This window comes from Megasphaera stantonii (assembly GCF_025567065.1).
GTDB lineage: Bacteria > Bacillota > Negativicutes > Veillonellales > Megasphaeraceae > Megasphaera > Megasphaera stantonii.
The window spans coordinates 404874-422968 of the sequence record NZ_JAOQKD010000001.1; the positions used below are offsets into that span (position 1 = coordinate 404874).

The following is an 18095-nucleotide window of genomic DNA, read 5'->3' on the forward strand; positions in this document are numbered from 1 at the left end:
TTTTTATCACGTCGTCTTCAGCGACGGGCCGTCCGTCGGCGATATGGTCACGCTTACAGCCGCCTTAGGCGCAGGCGGCGCTTGGGACTGCATGTTGTAAATCAAGTCCCCCGTCAGCGCGCCGGACAAATGAAACAGCCTGTCGGCAAAGGCGGCGTTTACGTATACGACGTTATTTTTCACGACGCCCGGGGCCGAACCGTAGGGACTGGTCAGCAGGCGGCGGCTGTTGTCCCAGTGCAGATCCAGGCGCAGCGCCGTGGCGACGGCGACAGCCGGAAGATAGGTGATGCCGTGAGCTTTCAGGGCCCGCAGGGGCAGCTTCTTCCGGTTTACATACAGGTCGTACGCTTTGGCAATGTACGTCGGCTGCCCATCTGACGCGGCGATTTTGGCGGCGATGGATTCGGCCGTCACAAAGTTTTCCACGCCGTAGCCGGCCAAGGCCCGACGCACGTCCTGCACGGTCAGCGGCTGCCAGCCGTAGCCATCGGGATAGATGTAGTACGATACGGTATGATCCGCCGCGCTGTCGATGACGATGCGGTCGTAATAGACCATGACCGGCGTGCCGATAGATACGAGAGGATACAGCTCTTCCACGTCTTTCTCATGCATGCGGACGCAGCCGTTGGACACGTAATAGCCTACGGAGGAAGGATTATTGGTCCCATGAATGCCGTAGGTGCCGTGAAAGCCGATCCAGCGATAGCCCAGAGGATTGTCGGGGCCCGCCGGAATCTGTACGGTCGTATCGCTGGGGTCGATCCACGTCGGGTCGACTTCCTTCGTCTGCACGCTGTAAAAGCCAGGCGGCGTCGGCGTAGACGGCGTGCCGACGCCTACGTGGTACATGCGTACCTTTTTGCCGTTTTCATACAAAATGAGCATGCGGCTGGCTGCGTTGATGCCGATTTTTCGGCCTTGCTCCGTCTGTTTCCGGGGCTTCGGCGTCGTTTCCGCGGGGGCCTTTTTTATTTCTACCGTCACGTTTGGCGGCATTTTCGATTGTACCGTCACTACCGGAGCCGGAGCCGCTTGTCCGGCCTGGTCTTTTCGGTCTTCGCCGGTTTTCGTTCCGGCGTTGCGATCCTGCTTTTTGTCTTTGGAAGAACGGGCAGGCGCAGATGTATCGGCAGAAGCAGGCTCACCCGCTTCCGCGCGGCTGCGAGGCGGCGCACTGTCCGCGTCAGACCGGCGGCTCTCGTCCTCTGCCGTCTGAATCTGCGCTGCCTGCACCGACAGGACCGGCGCAGGCAGTTCTGCAGCCAAGGCAATTCCGGCTGCTGCGGCCCATGTACAGGCCAGGGTCAGTAAATGTCTCTTCATGTACGCTCCCTCTGCAAATACTATTATATTACGCCTGATCGGCCTGGGTCTTATCTTCTTCCGGCTTAAACCCGTTGAACAAAATGTTCAGCACGACGGCCGTCAGGCTGCCCAGGGTAATGCCGCTCTGGCAGATAACCTTCACGACGTCGGGGAAATGCTGGAAGAAATTCGGAACCGTCAGGGGAATCATGCTCATACCGATGCTGACGGCGACGAGCATGAGGTTGTAGTTTCCATCAAATTTGACCTTGGCCAAAGCCCGGACGCCGCTGGCAATGACCATGCCGAACATGGCGATGCCTGCGCCGCCGAGGACGGCGTTGGGAATGCAGGCTACGACGGCAGCCATCTTCGGGAACAGCCCCAGCAGGATGAGGATGACGCCCGAAGCGGCGACGACGAAGCGGCTCTTGACGCGCGTGACGGCGATGAGGCCGACGTTCTGGGCGAAGGCCGTATAGGGGAAGCTGTTGAAGATGCCGCCGATCAGCGTCGACAAGCCGTCGGCGCGGAGACAGCGGGCCAGCCGGCCTCTGCCGACGGGGCGCTTGACGATTTCGCCGATAGCGATGCAGTCGCCCGTCGTTTCCACCATGACGACGAGCATGACGATGATCATGGAAATGATCGAGCCGACGTTAAAGGTCGGAAGGCCAAAGGAAAAGGGCGTGATGATGCCGATCCAATCGGCCCGCCCGACTTCGTCAAAGTTAGCCACGCCTAATATCATGGACAATATGGTGCCGCAGATCAGCCCGATGAGGACGGACACGTTGCTGACAAAGCCCTTGCCGCAGCGGTAAATGGCCACGACGATAGCCAAGGTAAAGGCTGCCAGGAACAGGTTCATGGGGCTGGCAAAATCGGGCGAAGACGGGTTGCCGCCGCCGACCCAGCGCACGGCCACAGGCAGGAGGGTAATCCCAATCATCATGATAATCGTACCCGTGACGACGGGCGGAAACAGCTTGATCAGGCGGCTGAAATAGGGCGCGATGAGGAAGGTAAACAACCCGGCGGCGATAATCGCCCCGTATATGGCCGTAATCCCGTGCTCCTGTCCGATCATGATCATCGGCGTGACCGACGCGAAGGTGACGCCTTGTATCATGGGGATGCGGGAGCCGACCTTCCAAAAGCCGACGGTCTGGAGAATCGTCGCGATGCCGCAGGTAAACAAGTCGGCGTTAATCAAATGAATGAGCTGCTCCGGCGTCAGATGCAGGGCCTGGGCCACGATGATCGGCACGGCGACGGCTCCGGAATACATGGCCAGGACATGCTGCAGCCCATAGGCAAACAATTTCGGCAACGGCAGCATCCGGTCTACAGGATGAGACGCCTGTCTGGTCAATAAGAAATTCATGTCTTCTTTTCACCTCAACACAGTAGTTAAATACAAAAGCAGACTGCGGCGAAAGCCTTCGTCACAGCCTGCCATAACGCATGAAAATTATAATCCTTCGGCCCGTTCCAGGAAGCTGCGGAGAATATCGCACGAATCGTGGAACTTCTTCCGTTCTTCTTCCGTCAGGGCGACTTCGACGACGCCTTCCATGCCGTCCTTGCCGATGACGCAGGGCACGCCGGCCGCTACGTTTTCTTCGCCGTATTCGCCGAACAAGGCCGTCGAGCAGGGCCATACGAGCTTCTGGTCATGGAAAATAGCCGAAATGATCATGCACGCCGCGTTGGCGATGCCGAATTCGGTGCAGCCTTTGCCGTCGATTTCAATGTCGCCGGCCCGCTTGACTTCCGTCTGCAAGTCGTCCAGGCTGAGCGCCGCCAGCTCCGGCTTTTCCGCCATGAAGGCCGCGAAGGGCTTGCCGCCGACATAGACCTGGGACCAGACGATGAAGCTGGAGTTGCCGTGTTCGCCCATGCACATGCCCTGAATGGAGCGGCGGGCGTATCCCGTCCGATGGGACAGGACGCGAAGCAGGCGATACGTTTCGAGGCTCGTGCCGGTGCAGAAGCAGCGATTGCGTTCCCAGCCCATTTGACGGCGGATGTATTCGCAGATGATGTCGGCAGGGTTGGATATGCTGAGCATGATGCCCTTGAAGTCTACCTGCTTCAGATGGGAAATGACTTCCTGAGCCATGCGGATCGAATCGTCGAACATGTCGAGGCGCGTTTCGCCGGGCTTGCGGCTGCGGCCAAAGGCCATGACCAGGATGTCGGCGTCGTTGAGCTCTTCATAGCCGCCGGCGCGGATCTGGGCGTCGTTGCCGCACAAGGCGCCGCTGACGCCGTCGTCCAGGTCCATGGCTTGTCCCTGGGCCTTTTCCTTCAGAATATCAATCAAGACGATGTCGTCGGCTTCGCCGGACTGAATCAAAGCCAACGCGACGTGAGAACCTACGTGGCCGGCTCCGACGATGACCACCTTGCGTGTGTTTACCATAAAACATATCCTCCTTCAGGCATGGGTGTGTAAAATTTGCTTTACTCGTATGTATAGATTATAGCATATACAAGGGTAAAAAAAACGTTTATCGTCCCGATTTTTTCCCATTTTCCCCAATAATTTTACAAATTCTTTACATTCCTTTTACATAATGCCAAACAGCGTATTATATACTGGAAGCAATCATTACTTAGGAGGAGTCACATAGATGTTCAGTATCAGCAACAAGCATGAAGAGTTTTTTGATTATTTGATTGAAAACGCCGAAAACTTCCACCGCGGCACCCTCATCGCCAAGGACGTCATGACCAATACGGCCAACATTTCCAAGTACATGAAGGATATTGCCCAGCTGGAACACACGTCGGATAAAATCAACGAAGACGTCATCATGAAATTATGCCGCGTATTCATTACGCCCATCGACCGCGAAGACTTTTACAAGCTCACATGCCAGCTCGAAGACTGCATCGATCAACTTCACGGCTCGCTCATGCGCATCAGCTTGTACCACATCGAAACGATGACGCCGGCCGCCGTCGACATCGTCGACCAGCTGGAGCTCATGGGCAAAGAGCTGAAAGACATTTTCTCGCTCCTGAAAAACATCGACAAAAACGAAGCGGAGCTCATGGAACGGGCCAACCGCCTGAGCAAAATCGAAACGGAAGTCGACAATATTTACCGCCGCGAAATTTCCCGCATCTTCAATGGCGAAATGGACCTGCTCGACATCATCCGCTGGAAAGACGTGCTGGGCACGCTGGAAGACACGTCGGACGAAGTGGAAGAGCTCGGCAATATCATAAAAGAGGTGACGATGAAGTATGCTTGATACCCCGTTAATTATCCTGGTCGTCGTCCTGGCCCTGGCCTTCGACTTTATCAACGGCTTCCACGATACGGCCAACGCCATCGCCACCTGCGTCTCGACGCGGGCCATCCGGCCGGGCATCGCCATCATGGGGTCGGCCTTCTTAAACTTCGTCGGCGCTATGATTTCTACCGGCGTCGCCAAGACCATCGGCGGCGACATCGTCACGTCGCCGGCCATGATCAACGAGCTGGTCATCGTCGCCGGCCTCGTCGGCGCCATCGTCTGGAACCTGCTGACCTGGTGGTTCGGCATGCCCTCCAGCTCGTCCCACGCCCTCATCGGCGGCATGATCGGCGCCGTCGCCTTTTCCGTCGGCACGGCGGCCCTCAACGACTGGGGCATCATCAAGATTTTCCTGTCCCTCATCCTGTCGCCCGTTACGGCTATCGTCGTCGGCTATATCATCATGAACATCCTGTTCGTCGTCTGCCGCAACTTCAAGCCGGCTAAGATCAACATGACGGCCAACAGGCTGCAGGTCGTCTCAGCGGCCCTCATGGCCTTCTCCCACGGCTCCAACGACGCCCAGAAGTCCATGGGCATCATCACCCTGGCCCTCTTGTCGGGCGGCGTCATCGACACGCTGGAAGTCCCGACGATGGTCAAGTTCCTCTGCGCCCTGGCCATGGCTCTCGGCACCAGCGTCGGCGGCTGGAAAATCATCCGCACCGTCGGCGGCAAGATCTTCAAGATGCACCCCATCCACGGCTTTGCAGCCGACCTGAACTCGGCCGTCGTCATCTTCTCGGCGACGATGCTCCACCTGCCCGTCTCGACGACGCACGTCGTCTCCGGCTCCATCATGGGCGTCGGCGCGGCCCAGCGGGCCAAAGCCGTCCACTGGAACGTAGCCCGTCAGATGGTCACGGCCTGGGTTATGACCATTCCCTGCACGGCCATCATGGGGGCCATTTCCTACTACATCATTTCGCACATCATGGTAGTCGTACTGCCCGGCTTATAACCGACCGCCGGCGGCAGCGCCTGTCAATCTGACGCCAGCCGCCGCGACTCATATCGCTTCCCCAACCACGGGCCCCGCCGCATATTCTGCAGGCGGGGCCCGTGGTTTCCTCTTTTCTCCCCATTTTATCTATGATACTATTAAGCGTAGAAGATAAAAGGAGGCCTGATTATGAACACATTACGACCGAAACTGACCCTTCTGGACGAGCACCCGACGCCGCTGCAGTACCTTTCGGGCTTGTCTCAGGAGCTCTTCCGGGAACTCTACATAAAGCGCGACGACGTGACGCCCTTCGGCGGAGGCGGCGGCATGCTGCGTAAATTGGAATACCTGCTGTTCGACGCCGTCAATTCCCAGTCCGACACCGTCGTCACCGTCGGCGACATCCGCTCCGACCACTGCCGTCTCACGGCGGCTGCGGCAGCCAAATACGGCCTGCGCAGCATCGTCATTTCCGTCGGTAATTACGACGGCGAACTGAGCGGCAACCTGCTCCTCAGCAGCCTATTCGGCGCCCGCACCGTCATCAAGAAGGACGACGGCCGCCCTGAAGCGGTCCAGCTGGAAGAAACGGCAAAGGCCGTCATGGAACAGGAAATCGCCCAGGGCCACCGTCTGTACTTCATCCCTATGGGCGGCAGCGACGCGACGGGCATGCTGGGCTATTACGACTGCGCCGCCGAGCTGGACAAGCAGGCTCAGGAACAGTACCTGCAGGGAGCGACGGTCTACGTCCCCGTGACGACGCTGGGCACGTACGTCGGCTTATACTGCGGACTGAAAGCCGCCGCCTCGTCCTTAAAGCCCGTCGGCATCGCCGTCGCCCCCCTCGACGAAGACCGCTTGGGCGACTACTTCCGGCAGGTAAAGGAAACGTACGGCTTCGAGTTCGACGACAGCGACATGCACATCGAGACGGCTTATATCCGCAAGGGATACGGCGAAGCGGACCGCCATGTCCGCGACGCCGTCCGCCTCATGGCCAGCCACGAGGGGATTCTCCTCGACCCGACGAGCTCCGGCAAAGCCTTCGCCGCCGTCCTCGACATGATCAAGGAAAAGAAAATCAAATTAGGGCGGCAGGTCATCTTCCTCCACGACGGCAGCATGGCCGGCTTATATGAAAAAGCCCACCGCCTGAAATTAGAAAAAGAACTGCAAGACACCATTCAAATCATCCCATAAGGCCCAAACGACGTCAGGCTCCCCATCAGACAGCGTATCCGTCTGATGGGGAGCCTGTATGCATTACCGTATGAGGTTAAAAAATTCATTTCTCCGCAGGGGATCGTCAAAGACGCCGCCAGCGTACAAGGTCCGCGTCTGGGAGCCCGGCTTTTTGATGCCCCGGGCCGTCATGCAGGAATGCTCGCCCTGAATGCAGACGATGATGTCGTCGGTCTTGACGATGCGCCGCAGCACGTCGTATATATCGGCGCCGATGCGCTCCTGCAGCTGAAGGCGCCGGCAGACGGCGTCGGCAATGCGGGCCAGCTTCGACAAGCCGATGACGCATCCCTTGGGGATATAGCCGATAGCGATTTTCATATCGTACATGAGGGCGATGTGATGCTCGCAAAAGCTGAACACGTCGATGTCCTTGACAACGACCATATTGCCGTCATCACAGGGAAACACCTTATCGAATTCCTTAGCGATTTCTTCGTTGGAAACGCCGGCATAGGCCAGCCGTTCCTCCATCATCTTGGCAAACCGCTCCGGAGTCTCCTTCGTCCCGTCGCGGCCGTCCTGCCCGATGGCTTCCAGGATCAGCGCCGCTGCCTGCTTTAATTTTTCTCTGTCCATTATACGCCTCTGGCCTCCGGATCGTAGATGATTTTATGGAGCTGCACCTGCACGCACACGTCGTCCAGGCCCTTCTCCTTGACGAAATCGACGAGGGCCGCCGGTTCGATTTCGCCCCACACGGGCGACACGTACAGCAAGGGCCGCGATGCCGGCAGCAGGTGGGAAATCGTATAGGCCATGTCGTCTAAATCGTCCTTCGTCGCGACGACGAACTTGACGACGTCGGCAGGCGTCAGCCGTTCCTGCAGGTTTTCCAGCTTCATGGCTTCGCTCATGCCCGACGAGGGGGATTTCCAGTCCATCGTATAAAACAAGCCCTCAGGCCGGCGGGAAGGCAGCAGTACGGCGCCGTTCGTCTCAATATTGATCTCGCAGCCGCCGCGGCAAAGCCGTTCCGTCAGCTCCTGCAGGGGCTGCAGCATGGGCTCGCCGCCTGTCAGGGTCGCGCGGCTCCAGGGCTTGTCCAGCACGATCTGCGCCAATTCGTCCGCCGTGTATTCCGCCGCCGCGTCGTCTGCCGACAAGGCATAGGCCGTATCGCAGTACGAGCAGCGGAGGTTGCAGCCGGCGAAGCGGATAAAGGTGCTCAGGTAGCCTGTTCGCTTTCCTTCTCCCTCGATGCTGTCAAAGATTTCTACGACGGGAAACTTATACTTCATACGTCGCCACGTTCCCTTCCGATTCCTGCACGCTCACTTTGACGCAAAAGGGAATGGAATCGCAGATCCACTTGGCGATGTTTTCCGCCGTCGGATTGCCGGGAATCACGTCGTTCAGATAGGCGTGATCCAGCTTCCCCTTCACGATATTGGATATTTCCTTGAAATCGACGACCATGCCGTTTTCATTCAGCTCTTCCCGCCGGCACGTCACGTAGATAATCCAGTTGTGGCCGTGCAGGTTTTCGCACTGGCTTTCGTAATTCAGGCTCAGGCGGTGAGCCGCCGCGATTTCCAGCCGTTTCGTTACTGTATACATAGAAACTCCTCACAATTTCGCATCAAACAAGTCATCAAAACCGCAAAAAAATAACCGGTATCAGCCCGGTACGCCGATTCAGTTTCAAACAAGCCTGCACCTGCCTCGGCATGCCTCCATTATACTGAATTTGCGAAAACACGTCAAATATCTGCCCCCTTGTTCTTCACTTTTGTGCAGTAAAGTTTTCCCACAATTATTTTACACTAACCCCCCTTGTATAGGTATCAAAAAACCTCTTCGGCAAAGGCAAGGCTCGTCTTCACCGGAGAGGTATGTCAATTTGCAGCTATAGAATCGTTTTTCTTATTTCGTCGCCAAATGCTTCTGAATCGCTTCGTCCATCCGCTTCAGGCCTTCGGCGATAATCGAACGGGGCATGGCCAGGTTCAGGCGGATAAAGCCCTTGGCGTTGCCGACGAACAGGCTGTCGCCGCCTTCGAGGAGGACGCCCGCTTCGTTGGCAAAGAAATCGGGGATGTTTTCCACGTCGCCGAGGTAGGGACTCATGTCCATCCAGGCCAGGTACGTCGCGTCGGGAATTTCAAAGGAAATCTTCGGCAGGTGCTCCGCTACGTAGTCCTTGACGAACTGGAAGTTGCCGTCCAGATATGCCCGGAGCTGGTCGAGCCAGTCGCTGCAAGAGAGGTAGGCCGCCTTGTGGGCTTCGAGGGACAAGGGATTGATGAATCCCACAGTCTTGTCGCGGGCCGCAAAATGGCGCCGCAGCTCGGCGTCGCGGATGATGATGTCCGAGAACATGAGGCCGGCCATGTTGAAGGTCTTGCTTGCCGACATGCATGTCACGAGCTTGGGATAATCCGCCATGATTTTGCCCATCGGCGTGTGGGTCTTGCCGCAGCGCAGGAGATCGCAGTGAATTTCGTCGCTGATAATCCAGAGGTTATACTTTTCTACGATGGCCGCGACGCGCCGGAGCTCCTCTTCCGTCCAGATGCGGCCCGTCGGGTTGTGAGGATTGCACCAGATGACCAGCTTCATGTGCGGGTCGGCGGCCTTCGCCTCGAAGTCGTCGAAGTCGATGGAAAATTTGCCCGCATCGTACATCAAGGGCGAGCATACGTAAGTCCGATCGGCGTATTCGGCGGCGTGCTGGAAAAAGCCGTACGCCGGCGATACCATGAGGATTTTTTCCGTGTCCTTGACGAGGTCTTCGACGAGCTCGTACAGGGCCGGAATGATGCCCGGCGAAAAGACGAGCTCTTCCTTGGGGAAGGTCCAGCCGTACATCTTTTGGCACCAGCCGGCAAAGACGTCGTAGTAGGAGTCGTCGCACAGCAGGGTATAGCCGAAAATGCGGCGGTCGATGCGGTCTTTCATGGCCTGGCAGATTTCCGGCGGCGTGGCGAATTCCATGTCGGCCACCCACATGCGGACGAATTCGTCGTCAGCAAAGGGAAATTTCTTCTCCGGTCCGGCGTGGAAAATATAGCCGCGGAAGCCGTCCGTATTGAGGGCGTTCGTATGGCGGCGGTCGATGATTTCATCAAAATCGTAAGTCATGGCAGTCATCTCCTTCATCAGTATGCGTTTCGTTATGTACACAGCATACCAAAGAAGACGTCCCTCGTCAAAGCAGGACCTTTCTCGCGAAACGAAACAATATTTCTAAATTTGTTTCCTTATAGTAGAAAATCTCCGATTTTTTCCTTATACTATGTATATAACCTCGTATTTCCGATTCCAGAAAGATTTATAAGAAACAGGTGAGCATCATGCCTATAAGCGAGGAAATAGGCAAAAAAATTAATATTTTCAGAAAAAAGAAGGGTTGGACCGTACAGGAACTCGGCGACGCTATCTGCAAGAGCAAGGCCACCGTTTCCAAATATGAAAAGGGGCAGATTTCCTTAGACGTCGACACCTTATACGACATCGCCGCGGCCTTAGGCGTTTCGCCGGAGCAGCTTCTGTATTATGCGCCCGAGCCGGAGCCCGTCCGCCAGGAAGACGCCGTCCCCTCCTTCTTCCAGGGAATACGCCGCCTGTACATGTACACCTTCGACGGCCGCAACAACAGCCTGTCGCGGAGCCTCATCGAAATCGGCGGAAAGCAGGCCGACAACACGTACAAGGTCATGATGTACATGACCTATGACGACGTCTCCCAGTATCAGCACTGCGAAAACACCTACACAGGCCGCATGGTCCACTACGACGCCTTGACGCGCCTCGTTTTTCAGAACAGGGACACGCCCATGGAGCAGTACACCATCAACATGCTGGCCTCGTATTTAGACGCCCCGTACAAATGGGTCTTAAATTACGGCTTGTCGTCGCGGCCCTTCATGCCCATTGCCGCCAAGGCTCTGATTACGAAGAAGCCGGCTGCGGAAACGGCCGATTTCATCAAGGCCCTGCATATTTCAAAGGAAGACATCCGCATTTTAAAGCTCTACAACATGCTGGCCGTCACGGGATAAGGAGAGACTATGAAGCCATCAGCTGCGCAGCTCTGCCTGCGCCCCTACGAAGAAGGAGATTTGCAGGCCGTCGTGTCGCTGTTTTACGATACGATTCACAGCGTAAACCTCAAGGATTACACGCCGGAGCAGGCCGACGCCTGGGCCCCGAAGGAGCCGGCCATGTCCCGCTGGCAGAACCTCTTAAAAGAGGAAGACACATGGGTCGCCGTACAGGACGGCCGCATCGTCGGCTTCGCCAGCCGGGACGGCGAGTACTTCGACTGCCTATACGTCGGCAAAGACTACCAGCGCCGCGGCGTCGCCAAGGCCCTGGCGGAACGCATCGAAGGGCGCGCCGCCGCCGAAGGCCATGCGAAGATCCGCACCGACGCCTCCCTGACGGCCCGGCCGTTTTTTGAGCAGCGAGGCTACGCCGTCGTCCGCCGGCAGTGCGTTCATCGGGCAGGACAAGTCCTGGTCAATTTTGCCATGGAGCGTTCTATACAAAAATAACGCAAGCCCTTTGCCCCGCAAAACAGGGGAAAGAACCTGCGTTATGAATATATTTTCGTCAGTCCACGGACAGCTGGACGTAACGCTGGCTGACGTGGAATTTTTCGCCCTGAGGCAAGTCGTAGGCCGGCGACAGGATGCCGTCGTCCGCCGGAATGACCGGCACTGCGGCGAGCTTATACGCTTCGGCGTAGGCCGCCATCGCCGCGTCGGCTCCCAGGCCGGACTTATCAAATTTGATATCGCTGCCTTTATACAGGCGGACGGCCATGACGATGCCGCCCTGGAAGAATACGTCCATGCGGTGAAGGCCGTACGACCAGTGCTCCATGCCCTGATCGGCCGTGATTTCATTGGGATAGCCGTACTTTGCCGTCACGTCGTCCCTTGTCATGCCCAAGTATATACCGCCGACCGATTCGCTGTATTCGGGATGAATAGAGCGGCGCAGGGCCGTCTTGCCGTCGACGATGAGATACTGGTGGGATTTATGGCCCAGCAAATCCAGCGTCAGGGTTCTCGTCCCCTGGCTTTCGGAAATCGTGAAATGGCCCGTGCGGGGATATCCGTACGTACAGTTTGCTTCCGCCGTGACGGGACAGCCGTTGATCGTGCTGCCGCTGATCGTCATGGCCAACTCGCCCTTCAGGTCGTACCATTCGCCGGCAGCCGGTTCGAGCCACGACGCGGCCGACTCATCCTGCGCCGGCTGGACCGATACGACGGCTGCGGCCGCGGCGGGCAGCGGTTCCTCAGCCAGACACGGCGCCGTCAGGCCTAAGGCACAGACTGCGCAGGCGATACATGTAGTTGCTTTCAATTCAGATCAACTCCTTTTGTTACCTCTTGCAACATCACATTATACGCCTGCCCTTCCCGGAATACAACGAAAATCGCAGAAAAACGACGGCCCGTTCCAAGGCTCCGACAAAAATATTACGTATATTTCGCCAAGGGATTACAAAAGCCGAAGGCATATTGCTGTATAATAAAGAAAAGAAAAAGACAGGAGGACATACTCGTGAATATTACCGTCTACTGCGGCGCCAGCGCCGGCAGCGAACCGATTTATGAACACAAGGCGTCGGAATTGGGTCAATGGCTGGCCGCCCACGACATTACGCTGGTATACGGCGGCGGCCGGACCGGCCTGATGGGAAAGCTGGCAAACGCCGTCTTAGCCAACGGCGGCAAGGCTATCGGCGTCATCCCGGAGTTTCTCAAGACAGCCGAAGAGGTCCACACGGGCCTGACCCGGCTCATTACGGTAGACACGATGAGCCAGCGCAAGGACACCATGCTCCAGATGGGGGATGCCTTCATCGCCCTGCCTGGCGGGGCCGGCACGCTGGAGGAAATCGCCGAAGCCATCTCGGCAGCCCGCCTGGGACGCCACGCCAAGCCCTGCATACTGTACAACATCCATGGCTGCTACGACCACTTAGAGAAATTATTCGACCACATGGTAAGAGCCGGCTTTCTCAATCAAGCCGGCCGCGAAAAGGCGAATTTCGTTACGTCCATTGAAGGCATCGAAAAAATCCTCCGCCGCTAAAGGACGAGCATAGCTCCCGACAGGATCAGCAGGGCGTAGGACAGCTTCATGAACAAGGCCTGGTTGATGCGCCGGTGAATCGCCGTGCCGACGTAAATGGCCGCTGCCAGGGGCACGACGCTGACCGCCGTCAGAAAGACGACATCGCCGGCATATACGCCGCTGAAAAAATCCTTTCCCATGAGCAGGCCGTTGAGGATGACCCACACGGCAGCCAGGGTGCTGCGGAACACCTCCTTGTCCCGGAACGTCGCCGCCGCGTACACGACGAGGAGGGCCCCGCCGGACACGAACATGCCGTGGACAACGCCGGCGCCCAATAGGACGGCCCAAGCCTCTTTCCGCGAGAAGGAAGGGGCTTTTTTCGCGTACAGATTCCGCGCCCCGACGGCCATGACGAAGGCTCCGTACACGGGAATCAGATAGGTCAATGGGCAGACGGCGTAGGCATACATTCCGACGCCCATGCCAAGCAGCATCGCCGCGATGATTTTCAGCAGCTCCCGGACGTCGACGTACCGCAGGGACTGCACGGCGATCATGCTGCACGACAGCACGGCCATGATATTTAAGATAGCCTTGGCCTTATCCGGCCCGATGAGCAGAATCGACGCCGGCATCGCCAGGAGCGTCCCGGCAAAGCCCGTAATCCCCTGAATGACGTTGGCTCCAAACAGGACGAGCAAAAACAGCATTTCTTCCAGCATCGACACGAGCGGCGCCTCCTTCTCTCTTTCGCAGGTATGATTCCAATTATACCACATTTCGCCCTTGCATCTGCCGCAAAACAGGCGCAAAAAAACTGTCCTGCAAGACGATCTTACAGGACAGTTCATGTCATGGTGTATTATTCTGCCGTGTACGGAAGCAGAGCGATAGCTCTTGCCCGTTTGATTGCAACAGTCAGTTTGCGCTGATGTTTTGCGCAAACGCCGGAAATGCGGCGCGGCAGGATTTTGCCACGTTCTGTTGTGAAACGGCGAAGTTTTGCAATATCTTTGTAGTCGATCTGTTCAGCATGATCTACGCAGAAGCTGCAAACTTTTCTTCTCGGTTTTCTCGAGCGTTCTCTTCTCATCTATGTATCCTCCTTCAAAAATTAAGAAGGGCTTTGTTTGACTTTAGAATGGGATTTCTTCGTCAACAGCATCGGAACCCATGCTGCCGAAACCTGCGCCAGGAGCGGCCGGTCTGGACTGTACAGGAGCGGCCTGATGAACAGGCATCTGCTGCTGGTGATCGCTTCCCAAGGCCTGGGCAACGAGATCGCAAACGACTTCGGTGCGGTACCGTTTCTGACCGTCCGGCGTTTCATAGGAACGCACGGAAATACGGCCCTGAACGAACACGCGGCTGCCTTTTGCTAAGTTGTTGCCGCAGCTTTCCGCCAAATTACCCCAAGCAACACAAGGAATAAAATCAGTTAATTCTCTCTGTTCCGTGCTGCCCATCGGCACGTACGTGCGAGTGCAGGCGACGGTAAACATGGCTACGGCTCTGCCCGTCTTCGTAAAACGGATTTCCGGGTCACGGGCCAAATTGCCTAATAACTGTACTGAATTCATACCTTCGCGCCTCCGGTTATTCGTCGATCTTGACGATCAAGTGTTTCAGGACTTCGTCGCGGATTTTCAAAACGCGGTCGATTTCTTTGATCGTAGCAGGATCTGCTTCAAAGTTGATCAACACATAGTAGCCGTCGGCCTGTTTCTTGACCGGGTAAGCTAAATGGCGTTTGCCCCAGCGATCTACCTTTTCGATATTGCAGCTGTTTTTCGTAAGCAAATTGGACACGAATTCAACGATCGGATCTACTTCTGCTTCTTCAAGCGGCTTTGCAATAAATATGACTTCGTACTTGTTCACGAAATCACCTCCTCTTTTGGACATATGACCCTTCCCGCAGAAGGGTTAGGAGCTTGACACGATTCAAGCTTTTTAATTATATCACCAAAAAACGGCGATTTCAACTCTTTTTTTAGATTTCTTTTCCCATTTCGTAAGCCTGCTGCAGCGACGGATGGCCTTCGATATCGCCGCCGTCGTTGACGCCGCCGGCAAAGACCGTACCGGCCAGCCGTGCCTTTTCAAAGCAGTCGATCCAGCCCTGTATGCCGCGGATAGGCCCGTCCATCGTCGTCGCCTCGTCTTCAGCCGCCGAAGCCAGCAGATAAATGTCCCGGAACCGGTAGTCCGACGGGAACAGGCAGTTGGCCCGATCCAGCAGGGTCTTGAGCTGTCCTGCCAAGCCGTAATAGTATACAGGCGTAGCAAAGGCGATAACGTCGGCCTCTTTCATCGCTTCGGCAATGGGCGCGGCGGCGTCGGCAATGACGCAGTCCTGCCGTTCCTGACAGGCCAGGCAGCCCCGGCAGAAGGCGATGTTCTTTCCTTTCAGGCTGACGCAGGTCACGTCGCAGCCGCCGTCCTTCGCCCCGCGGGCAAAGGACTCGGCCAGGGCGTCGGAATTGCTGTGAGCCCGCAGGCTCGAAGTAATTATCAGTACGCGTTTCATCGTATATTCTCCCTTTCTATAGTGCGCCTGCTGCGGCGCTCTCGGTTTCATGTCTTCCATTATAAAAAGAAAAGCCCCGACAGGCAAATACTTTGGACACATGTCTCGCCCTACCTTTTAAGCATGGCAAAAACTTGTTATAATACAGTAATTAGTCAAGACGCCATCGCCGCGTCTTCAGCCACATTAATACAGAGGTGTTTTCATGAACCTGTCCCGTACGCCGCGGCTTAAAATGCTCGCCGCAGACCTTGCCCTTCTCCTCGTCGCCGTCATCTGGGGCGGCGGCTTTATCGCATCGAAAGAAGCCTTGTCCTCCCTGTCGGCCTTCGGCGTCATGAGCTCCCGCTTCCTCCTGTCCGCCGCCGTCATGTTCCTGCTCTTCCATAAGCAGATACTCCGCGGCACGGGGCGCGAAATACGATACGGCGTCATTATCGGCGCCATTCAGTTCATCGCCTTCATCTTCCAGCTCAACGGCCTGGCCCTGACGACAGTAGAGCGCCATTCCTTCCTCGTCACGTCCTACGCCGTTTTCGTCCCCTTTCTGTCCGTCGCCCTGGCTCACAATCCCCTGCGCCGCCGCGACGTCGGCTGCGCCCTGCTGGCCGTAACCGGCCTGGCCCTGCTGTGCCTGAAGCCGGGAAATCTGACGCCTACCTTGGGCGACGTCCTGTCCCTCATGGCGGCCATCTGCTTTTCGATTCAAATTGTATACGTCGGCAACTTCGTCAAGGGAGCCGACATGTTTTCCATGACCTTCTTTCAGCTATTGACGCCGGGGCTGCTGGCCCTGCCCTTTTCCGGCCTGCCCGACGCCCTGGTCTACGCCGGTGAAAACGCCCTGATCGGCATCGCCTACCTCGTCCTGCTCAATACGGTCTTCGCCTTCTCGGCTCAAAACATCGCCCAGCAGCACACGAGCGACGCCCACGCCTCGCTCATCATTTCCATGGAAGCCGTCTTCGGATTTCTCCTAGCCGTCTGGTTCTACAACCACGGCGTCAGCCTCCAGGAATGCCTGGGCAGCGTCCTCATGGTCGCCGCCATCGTCCTGTCCAATACGAAGAAATGACAAAACGCCCTGTATCAGTCATAATGCTGACACGGGGCGTTTCCTCGTTATAAGGCCGGAGCGTTGTGCGTATAGTCTAAAATGTAAACGGCATCGCCGGCTTCTTCATTTCGAATCGGGAATATTCATCATTTTTCTGGCTGAACGAGCTGCCAATATCCCTTCCTATGGGACCCAACTCGTATGATTCGGCCTTTTGCCTGCAAATTGCGGATATGGTATTTAATTTTTCCCGGCTTCCATCGCAGGATCCCGGCCATTTCCTTCTGCGTACAACTTGGTTTTTGCAGCAATATTTGCCAAATAGCCGCTTCATTGTCTGTTAGTATAGGGTTGCTTTCAGTCTTTTGGTCAGTCTTTTGGTCAGTCTTTTGGTCAGTCTTTTGGTCAGTCTTTTGGTCAGTCTTTTGGTCAGTCTTCGCCTTGGTACACCTATATAAATTAACTCGCATATCTCCGTCTAAGTCTATAATTTCCAATTCTGGAAGCCCATACTTTTGGCACTCATGCATAATTCTAGGAATACCACTTCCCCATTGCTCAATGATATTCATGTAAGCAAAAGCGCTTGCTAAAGCTCTATTTCTAATCTTCGAAAAGCCTTCTTTCATTTTTGCCACGGTCACGCCGCGCATCAAACCACCAGGAGATGTAATCTCCAGTCGATTGGCAAATAAGGCAATTTGTATGGGAGCTGGTTCTAAATAACTTCGATGTACTACTGCATTCGCAATTAATTCTCTTAGACTATCTGGCGGCAATTCATACACATCTTCTCGATAGATGCCGTGAAATCGGGCACCCATATTTATTTTTTCCAGCACATATTGCAGCGCCTTTTCTATTTGCTCCTGTACTGTCCCGGTTATTTCCCTGCGATCTACAAATATAGCTCTGTTTTCCGTTTTAAAGACGGCGCATTGGATAAGCGGCGGCAAACCGTTCGTATTCGTCAGCATGGAATATGCATTCGTCGGCAGCACCATATGCTGCCGTTCCGCTAATACGCCCCAAGACAACAACGTATTCTTCGTAACTCTTTTTACAGCCTGTCTTTGTTCTGCCGTTTTAGCATTTTTTAACGCAATCTCATACAACTGCCGGCATAATGCATCAATTTCATAGTCGGCAACCATTCCATGCCAAACAGGTTCCTGATCAAAAAATTTATTACGGCCTTCTAAAATTAGCTCTTGCAGTATAACTTGATCGGCAGGACGAGTCGTTCCAGCAGTCCTGATATAGGTACCGTTAATCATTCCTTTGCTTTTAATAAAATATGGCCGTTCCATTCCCGGCATTATCTCCATGATAATAATTTGCTTTTCATCTATTTCTCTAACCATTATATTAGGTATAATCATGGGTTCACAACTATCCGTTACGGCATTCGTCAACGCATCCATCGTTTGAAATAAGGTCTCGGCAGGTACACCAATAACCTTTTCGGTATTATCCTCAACGCCAAAGATAATTTGTCCGCCGTCACCATTAGCAAACGCTACAACAGATTTCATGTATTTTAAACTATCTTTCGGAACTTCCCGCTTATATTCTATGTACCGAGACTCGCCAAAAAACATAGCCATTTCACTCAAAACAATCGCCTCCTCTCATTCTTTTGCTATGGCAAACAAA

21 protein-coding genes are annotated in these 18095 nt (G+C 55.5%); 7 read left to right on the top strand and 14 right to left on the bottom strand.

Annotated elements, in window-relative coordinates:
* Positions 1-6 precede the first annotated feature (6 nt).
* From OCV58_RS01845 to OCV58_RS01855, 3 genes are all read right to left on the bottom strand, one after another.
* Positions 7-1329: a L,D-transpeptidase gene (locus tag OCV58_RS01845; RefSeq protein WP_267312746.1), complete on the bottom strand. Its 1323-nt coding sequence runs from the start codon at positions 1327-1329 to the stop codon at positions 7-9.
* Between the two features lie 28 nt (positions 1330-1357).
* Entirely contained in the window at positions 1358-2698 is a 1341-nt protein-coding gene (locus tag OCV58_RS01850) for a nucleobase:cation symporter-2 family protein (RefSeq protein WP_154876713.1), read from the bottom strand.
* Between the two features lie 87 nt (positions 2699-2785).
* On the bottom strand, positions 2786-3739 hold the full coding sequence (locus OCV58_RS01855; protein ID WP_154876714.1) for an L-lactate dehydrogenase: 954 nt from the start codon (positions 3737-3739) through the stop codon (positions 2786-2788).
* A 211-nt stretch (positions 3740-3950) separates the two neighbouring features.
* Between OCV58_RS01855 and OCV58_RS01860 the strand changes: the two genes are divergently transcribed.
* From OCV58_RS01860 to OCV58_RS01870, 3 genes are all read left to right on the top strand, one after another.
* Positions 3951-4577: a DUF47 domain-containing protein gene (locus OCV58_RS01860; RefSeq protein ID WP_154876716.1), complete on the top strand. Its 627-nt coding sequence runs from the start codon at positions 3951-3953 to the stop codon at positions 4575-4577.
* Entirely contained in the window at positions 4570-5583 is a 1014-nt protein-coding gene (locus tag OCV58_RS01865) for an inorganic phosphate transporter (protein WP_087477222.1), read from the top strand. The genes OCV58_RS01860 and OCV58_RS01865 overlap by 8 nt, the downstream gene beginning before the upstream one ends.
* Before the next feature lie 171 nt (positions 5584-5754).
* A complete protein-coding gene (locus OCV58_RS01870) occupies positions 5755-6771 on the top strand; it encodes a 1-aminocyclopropane-1-carboxylate deaminase/D-cysteine desulfhydrase (RefSeq protein ID WP_154876718.1) in 1017 nt (338 codons plus the stop codon).
* Positions 6772-6834: 63 nt separating this feature from the next.
* Here OCV58_RS01870 and folE read toward each other — a convergent pair whose 3' ends face one another.
* The 4 genes from folE to OCV58_RS01890 form a co-directional block, all read right to left on the bottom strand.
* A complete protein-coding gene (folE, locus tag OCV58_RS01875) occupies positions 6835-7392 on the bottom strand; it encodes a GTP cyclohydrolase I (RefSeq protein ID WP_154876720.1) in 558 nt (185 codons plus the stop codon).
* Positions 7392-8054, bottom strand: a complete 663-nt coding sequence (locus OCV58_RS01880; RefSeq protein ID WP_154876722.1) for a radical SAM protein — start codon at positions 8052-8054, stop codon at positions 7392-7394. Before OCV58_RS01880 ends, folE begins: the two co-directional genes overlap by 1 nt.
* Positions 8044-8373 carry a 6-carboxytetrahydropterin synthase QueD gene (queD, locus tag OCV58_RS01885; RefSeq protein ID WP_107195348.1) on the bottom strand — a complete coding sequence of 110 codons (330 nt, stop codon included), beginning with the start codon at positions 8371-8373 and terminating at the stop codon, positions 8044-8046. Before queD ends, OCV58_RS01880 begins: the two co-directional genes overlap by 11 nt.
* A 306-nt stretch (positions 8374-8679) precedes the next feature.
* Positions 8680-9897: a MalY/PatB family protein gene (locus OCV58_RS01890; RefSeq protein ID WP_154876723.1), complete on the bottom strand. Its 1218-nt coding sequence runs from the start codon at positions 9895-9897 to the stop codon at positions 8680-8682.
* A gap of 212 nt (positions 9898-10109) precedes the next feature.
* Between OCV58_RS01890 and OCV58_RS01895 the strand changes: the two genes are divergently transcribed.
* Both OCV58_RS01895 and OCV58_RS01900 read left to right on the top strand, forming a co-directional pair.
* On the top strand, positions 10110-10817 hold the full coding sequence (locus tag OCV58_RS01895; RefSeq protein ID WP_267312747.1) for a helix-turn-helix domain-containing protein: 708 nt from the start codon (positions 10110-10112) through the stop codon (positions 10815-10817).
* Between the two features lie 9 nt (positions 10818-10826).
* Positions 10827-11312, top strand: coding sequence for a GNAT family N-acetyltransferase (locus OCV58_RS01900; RefSeq protein ID WP_154876725.1), 486 nt, complete (start codon positions 10827-10829; stop codon positions 11310-11312).
* A gap of 58 nt (positions 11313-11370) precedes the next feature.
* On the opposite strand, the gene OCV58_RS01905 is transcribed toward OCV58_RS01900, so the two are convergent.
* On the bottom strand, positions 11371-12132 hold the full coding sequence (locus OCV58_RS01905; RefSeq protein ID WP_154876726.1) for a hypothetical protein: 762 nt from the start codon (positions 12130-12132) through the stop codon (positions 11371-11373).
* Positions 12133-12333: 201 nt separating this feature from the next.
* Between OCV58_RS01905 and OCV58_RS01910 the strand changes: the two genes are divergently transcribed.
* Positions 12334-12867, top strand: a complete 534-nt coding sequence (locus tag OCV58_RS01910) for an LOG family protein (protein WP_154876728.1) — start codon at positions 12334-12336, stop codon at positions 12865-12867.
* Here OCV58_RS01910 and OCV58_RS01915 read toward each other — a convergent pair.
* The 5 genes from OCV58_RS01915 to OCV58_RS01935 all read right to left on the bottom strand — a co-directional run bounded on the left by OCV58_RS01915 (position 12864) and on the right by OCV58_RS01935 (position 15382).
* Complete coding sequence (locus tag OCV58_RS01915; RefSeq protein WP_267312750.1) at positions 12864-13574, bottom strand: sulfite exporter TauE/SafE family protein; 711 nt, start codon at positions 13572-13574, stop codon at positions 12864-12866. The genes OCV58_RS01910 and OCV58_RS01915 overlap by 4 nt on opposite strands.
* 140 nt (positions 13575-13714) lie before the next feature.
* Positions 13715-13945, bottom strand: a complete 231-nt coding sequence (gene rpsR, locus OCV58_RS01920) for a 30S ribosomal protein S18 (protein WP_087477212.1) — start codon at positions 13943-13945, stop codon at positions 13715-13717.
* Between the two features lie 43 nt (positions 13946-13988).
* Complete coding sequence (locus OCV58_RS01925) at positions 13989-14432, bottom strand: single-stranded DNA-binding protein (protein ID WP_087477211.1); 444 nt, start codon at positions 14430-14432, stop codon at positions 13989-13991.
* A gap of 16 nt (positions 14433-14448) precedes the next feature.
* The gene (gene rpsF / locus OCV58_RS01930) at positions 14449-14733 is read right to left on the bottom strand and encodes a 30S ribosomal protein S6 (protein ID WP_087477210.1); all 285 of its coding nucleotides are present in this window, start codon (positions 14731-14733) and stop codon (positions 14449-14451) included.
* Between the two features lie 112 nt (positions 14734-14845).
* Positions 14846-15382 carry a flavodoxin family protein gene (locus OCV58_RS01935; protein ID WP_154876732.1) on the bottom strand — a complete coding sequence of 179 codons (537 nt, stop codon included), beginning with the start codon at positions 15380-15382 and terminating at the stop codon, positions 14846-14848.
* A 205-nt stretch (positions 15383-15587) separates the two neighbouring features.
* On the opposite strand from OCV58_RS01935, the gene OCV58_RS01940 reads away from it, so the two are divergent.
* Positions 15588-16457: a DMT family transporter gene (locus tag OCV58_RS01940; protein ID WP_154876734.1), complete on the top strand. Its 870-nt coding sequence runs from the start codon at positions 15588-15590 to the stop codon at positions 16455-16457.
* 128 nt (positions 16458-16585) lie between these two features.
* Here OCV58_RS01940 and OCV58_RS01945 read toward each other — a convergent pair whose 3' ends face one another.
* Positions 16586-18046, bottom strand: a complete 1461-nt coding sequence (locus OCV58_RS01945) for an ATP-binding protein (protein ID WP_267312751.1) — start codon at positions 18044-18046, stop codon at positions 16586-16588.
* Between the last annotated feature and the right edge of the window lie 49 nt (positions 18047-18095).

Bases quoted from the DNA above. Each gene is read 5' to 3' on its own strand.
- OCV58_RS01940 (WP_154876734.1), top strand. From the start codon at position 15,588: ATGAACCTGTCCCGTACGCCGCGGCTTAAAATGCTCGCCGCAGACCTT.
- OCV58_RS01865 (WP_087477222.1), top strand. From the start codon at position 4,570: ATGCTTGATACCCCGTTAATTATCCTGGTCGTCGTCCTGGCCCTGGCC.
- OCV58_RS01845 (WP_267312746.1), bottom strand. From the start codon at position 1,329: ATGAAGAGACATTTACTGACCCTGGCCTGTACATGGGCCGCAGCAGCC.
- folE (WP_154876720.1), bottom strand. From the start codon at position 7,392: ATGGACAGAGAAAAATTAAAGCAGGCAGCGGCGCTGATCCTGGAAGCC.
- OCV58_RS01870 (WP_154876718.1), top strand. From the start codon at position 5,755: ATGAACACATTACGACCGAAACTGACCCTTCTGGACGAGCACCCGACG.
- queD (WP_107195348.1), bottom strand. From the start codon at position 8,373: ATGTATACAGTAACGAAACGGCTGGAAATCGCGGCGGCTCACCGCCTG.
- OCV58_RS01915 (WP_267312750.1), bottom strand. From the start codon at position 13,574: ATGCTGGAAGAAATGCTGTTTTTGCTCGTCCTGTTTGGAGCCAACGTC.
- OCV58_RS01945 (WP_267312751.1), bottom strand. From the start codon at position 18,046: ATGGCTATGTTTTTTGGCGAGTCTCGGTACATAGAATATAAGCGGGAA.
- OCV58_RS01855 (WP_154876714.1), bottom strand. From the start codon at position 3,739: ATGGTAAACACACGCAAGGTGGTCATCGTCGGAGCCGGCCACGTAGGT.
- OCV58_RS01925 (WP_087477211.1), bottom strand. From the start codon at position 14,432: ATGAATTCAGTACAGTTATTAGGCAATTTGGCCCGTGACCCGGAAATC.
- OCV58_RS01880 (WP_154876722.1), bottom strand. From the start codon at position 8,054: ATGAAGTATAAGTTTCCCGTCGTAGAAATCTTTGACAGCATCGAGGGA.
- rpsR (WP_087477212.1), bottom strand. From the start codon at position 13,945: ATGAGAAGAGAACGCTCGAGAAAACCGAGAAGAAAAGTTTGCAGCTTC.
- OCV58_RS01935 (WP_154876732.1), bottom strand. From the start codon at position 15,382: ATGAAACGCGTACTGATAATTACTTCGAGCCTGCGGGCTCACAGCAAT.
- OCV58_RS01900 (WP_154876725.1), top strand. From the start codon at position 10,827: ATGAAGCCATCAGCTGCGCAGCTCTGCCTGCGCCCCTACGAAGAAGGA.
- OCV58_RS01895 (WP_267312747.1), top strand. From the start codon at position 10,110: ATGCCTATAAGCGAGGAAATAGGCAAAAAAATTAATATTTTCAGAAAA.
- OCV58_RS01850 (WP_154876713.1), bottom strand. From the start codon at position 2,698: ATGAATTTCTTATTGACCAGACAGGCGTCTCATCCTGTAGACCGGATG.
- OCV58_RS01890 (WP_154876723.1), bottom strand. From the start codon at position 9,897: ATGACTTACGATTTTGATGAAATCATCGACCGCCGCCATACGAACGCC.
- OCV58_RS01860 (WP_154876716.1), top strand. From the start codon at position 3,951: ATGTTCAGTATCAGCAACAAGCATGAAGAGTTTTTTGATTATTTGATT.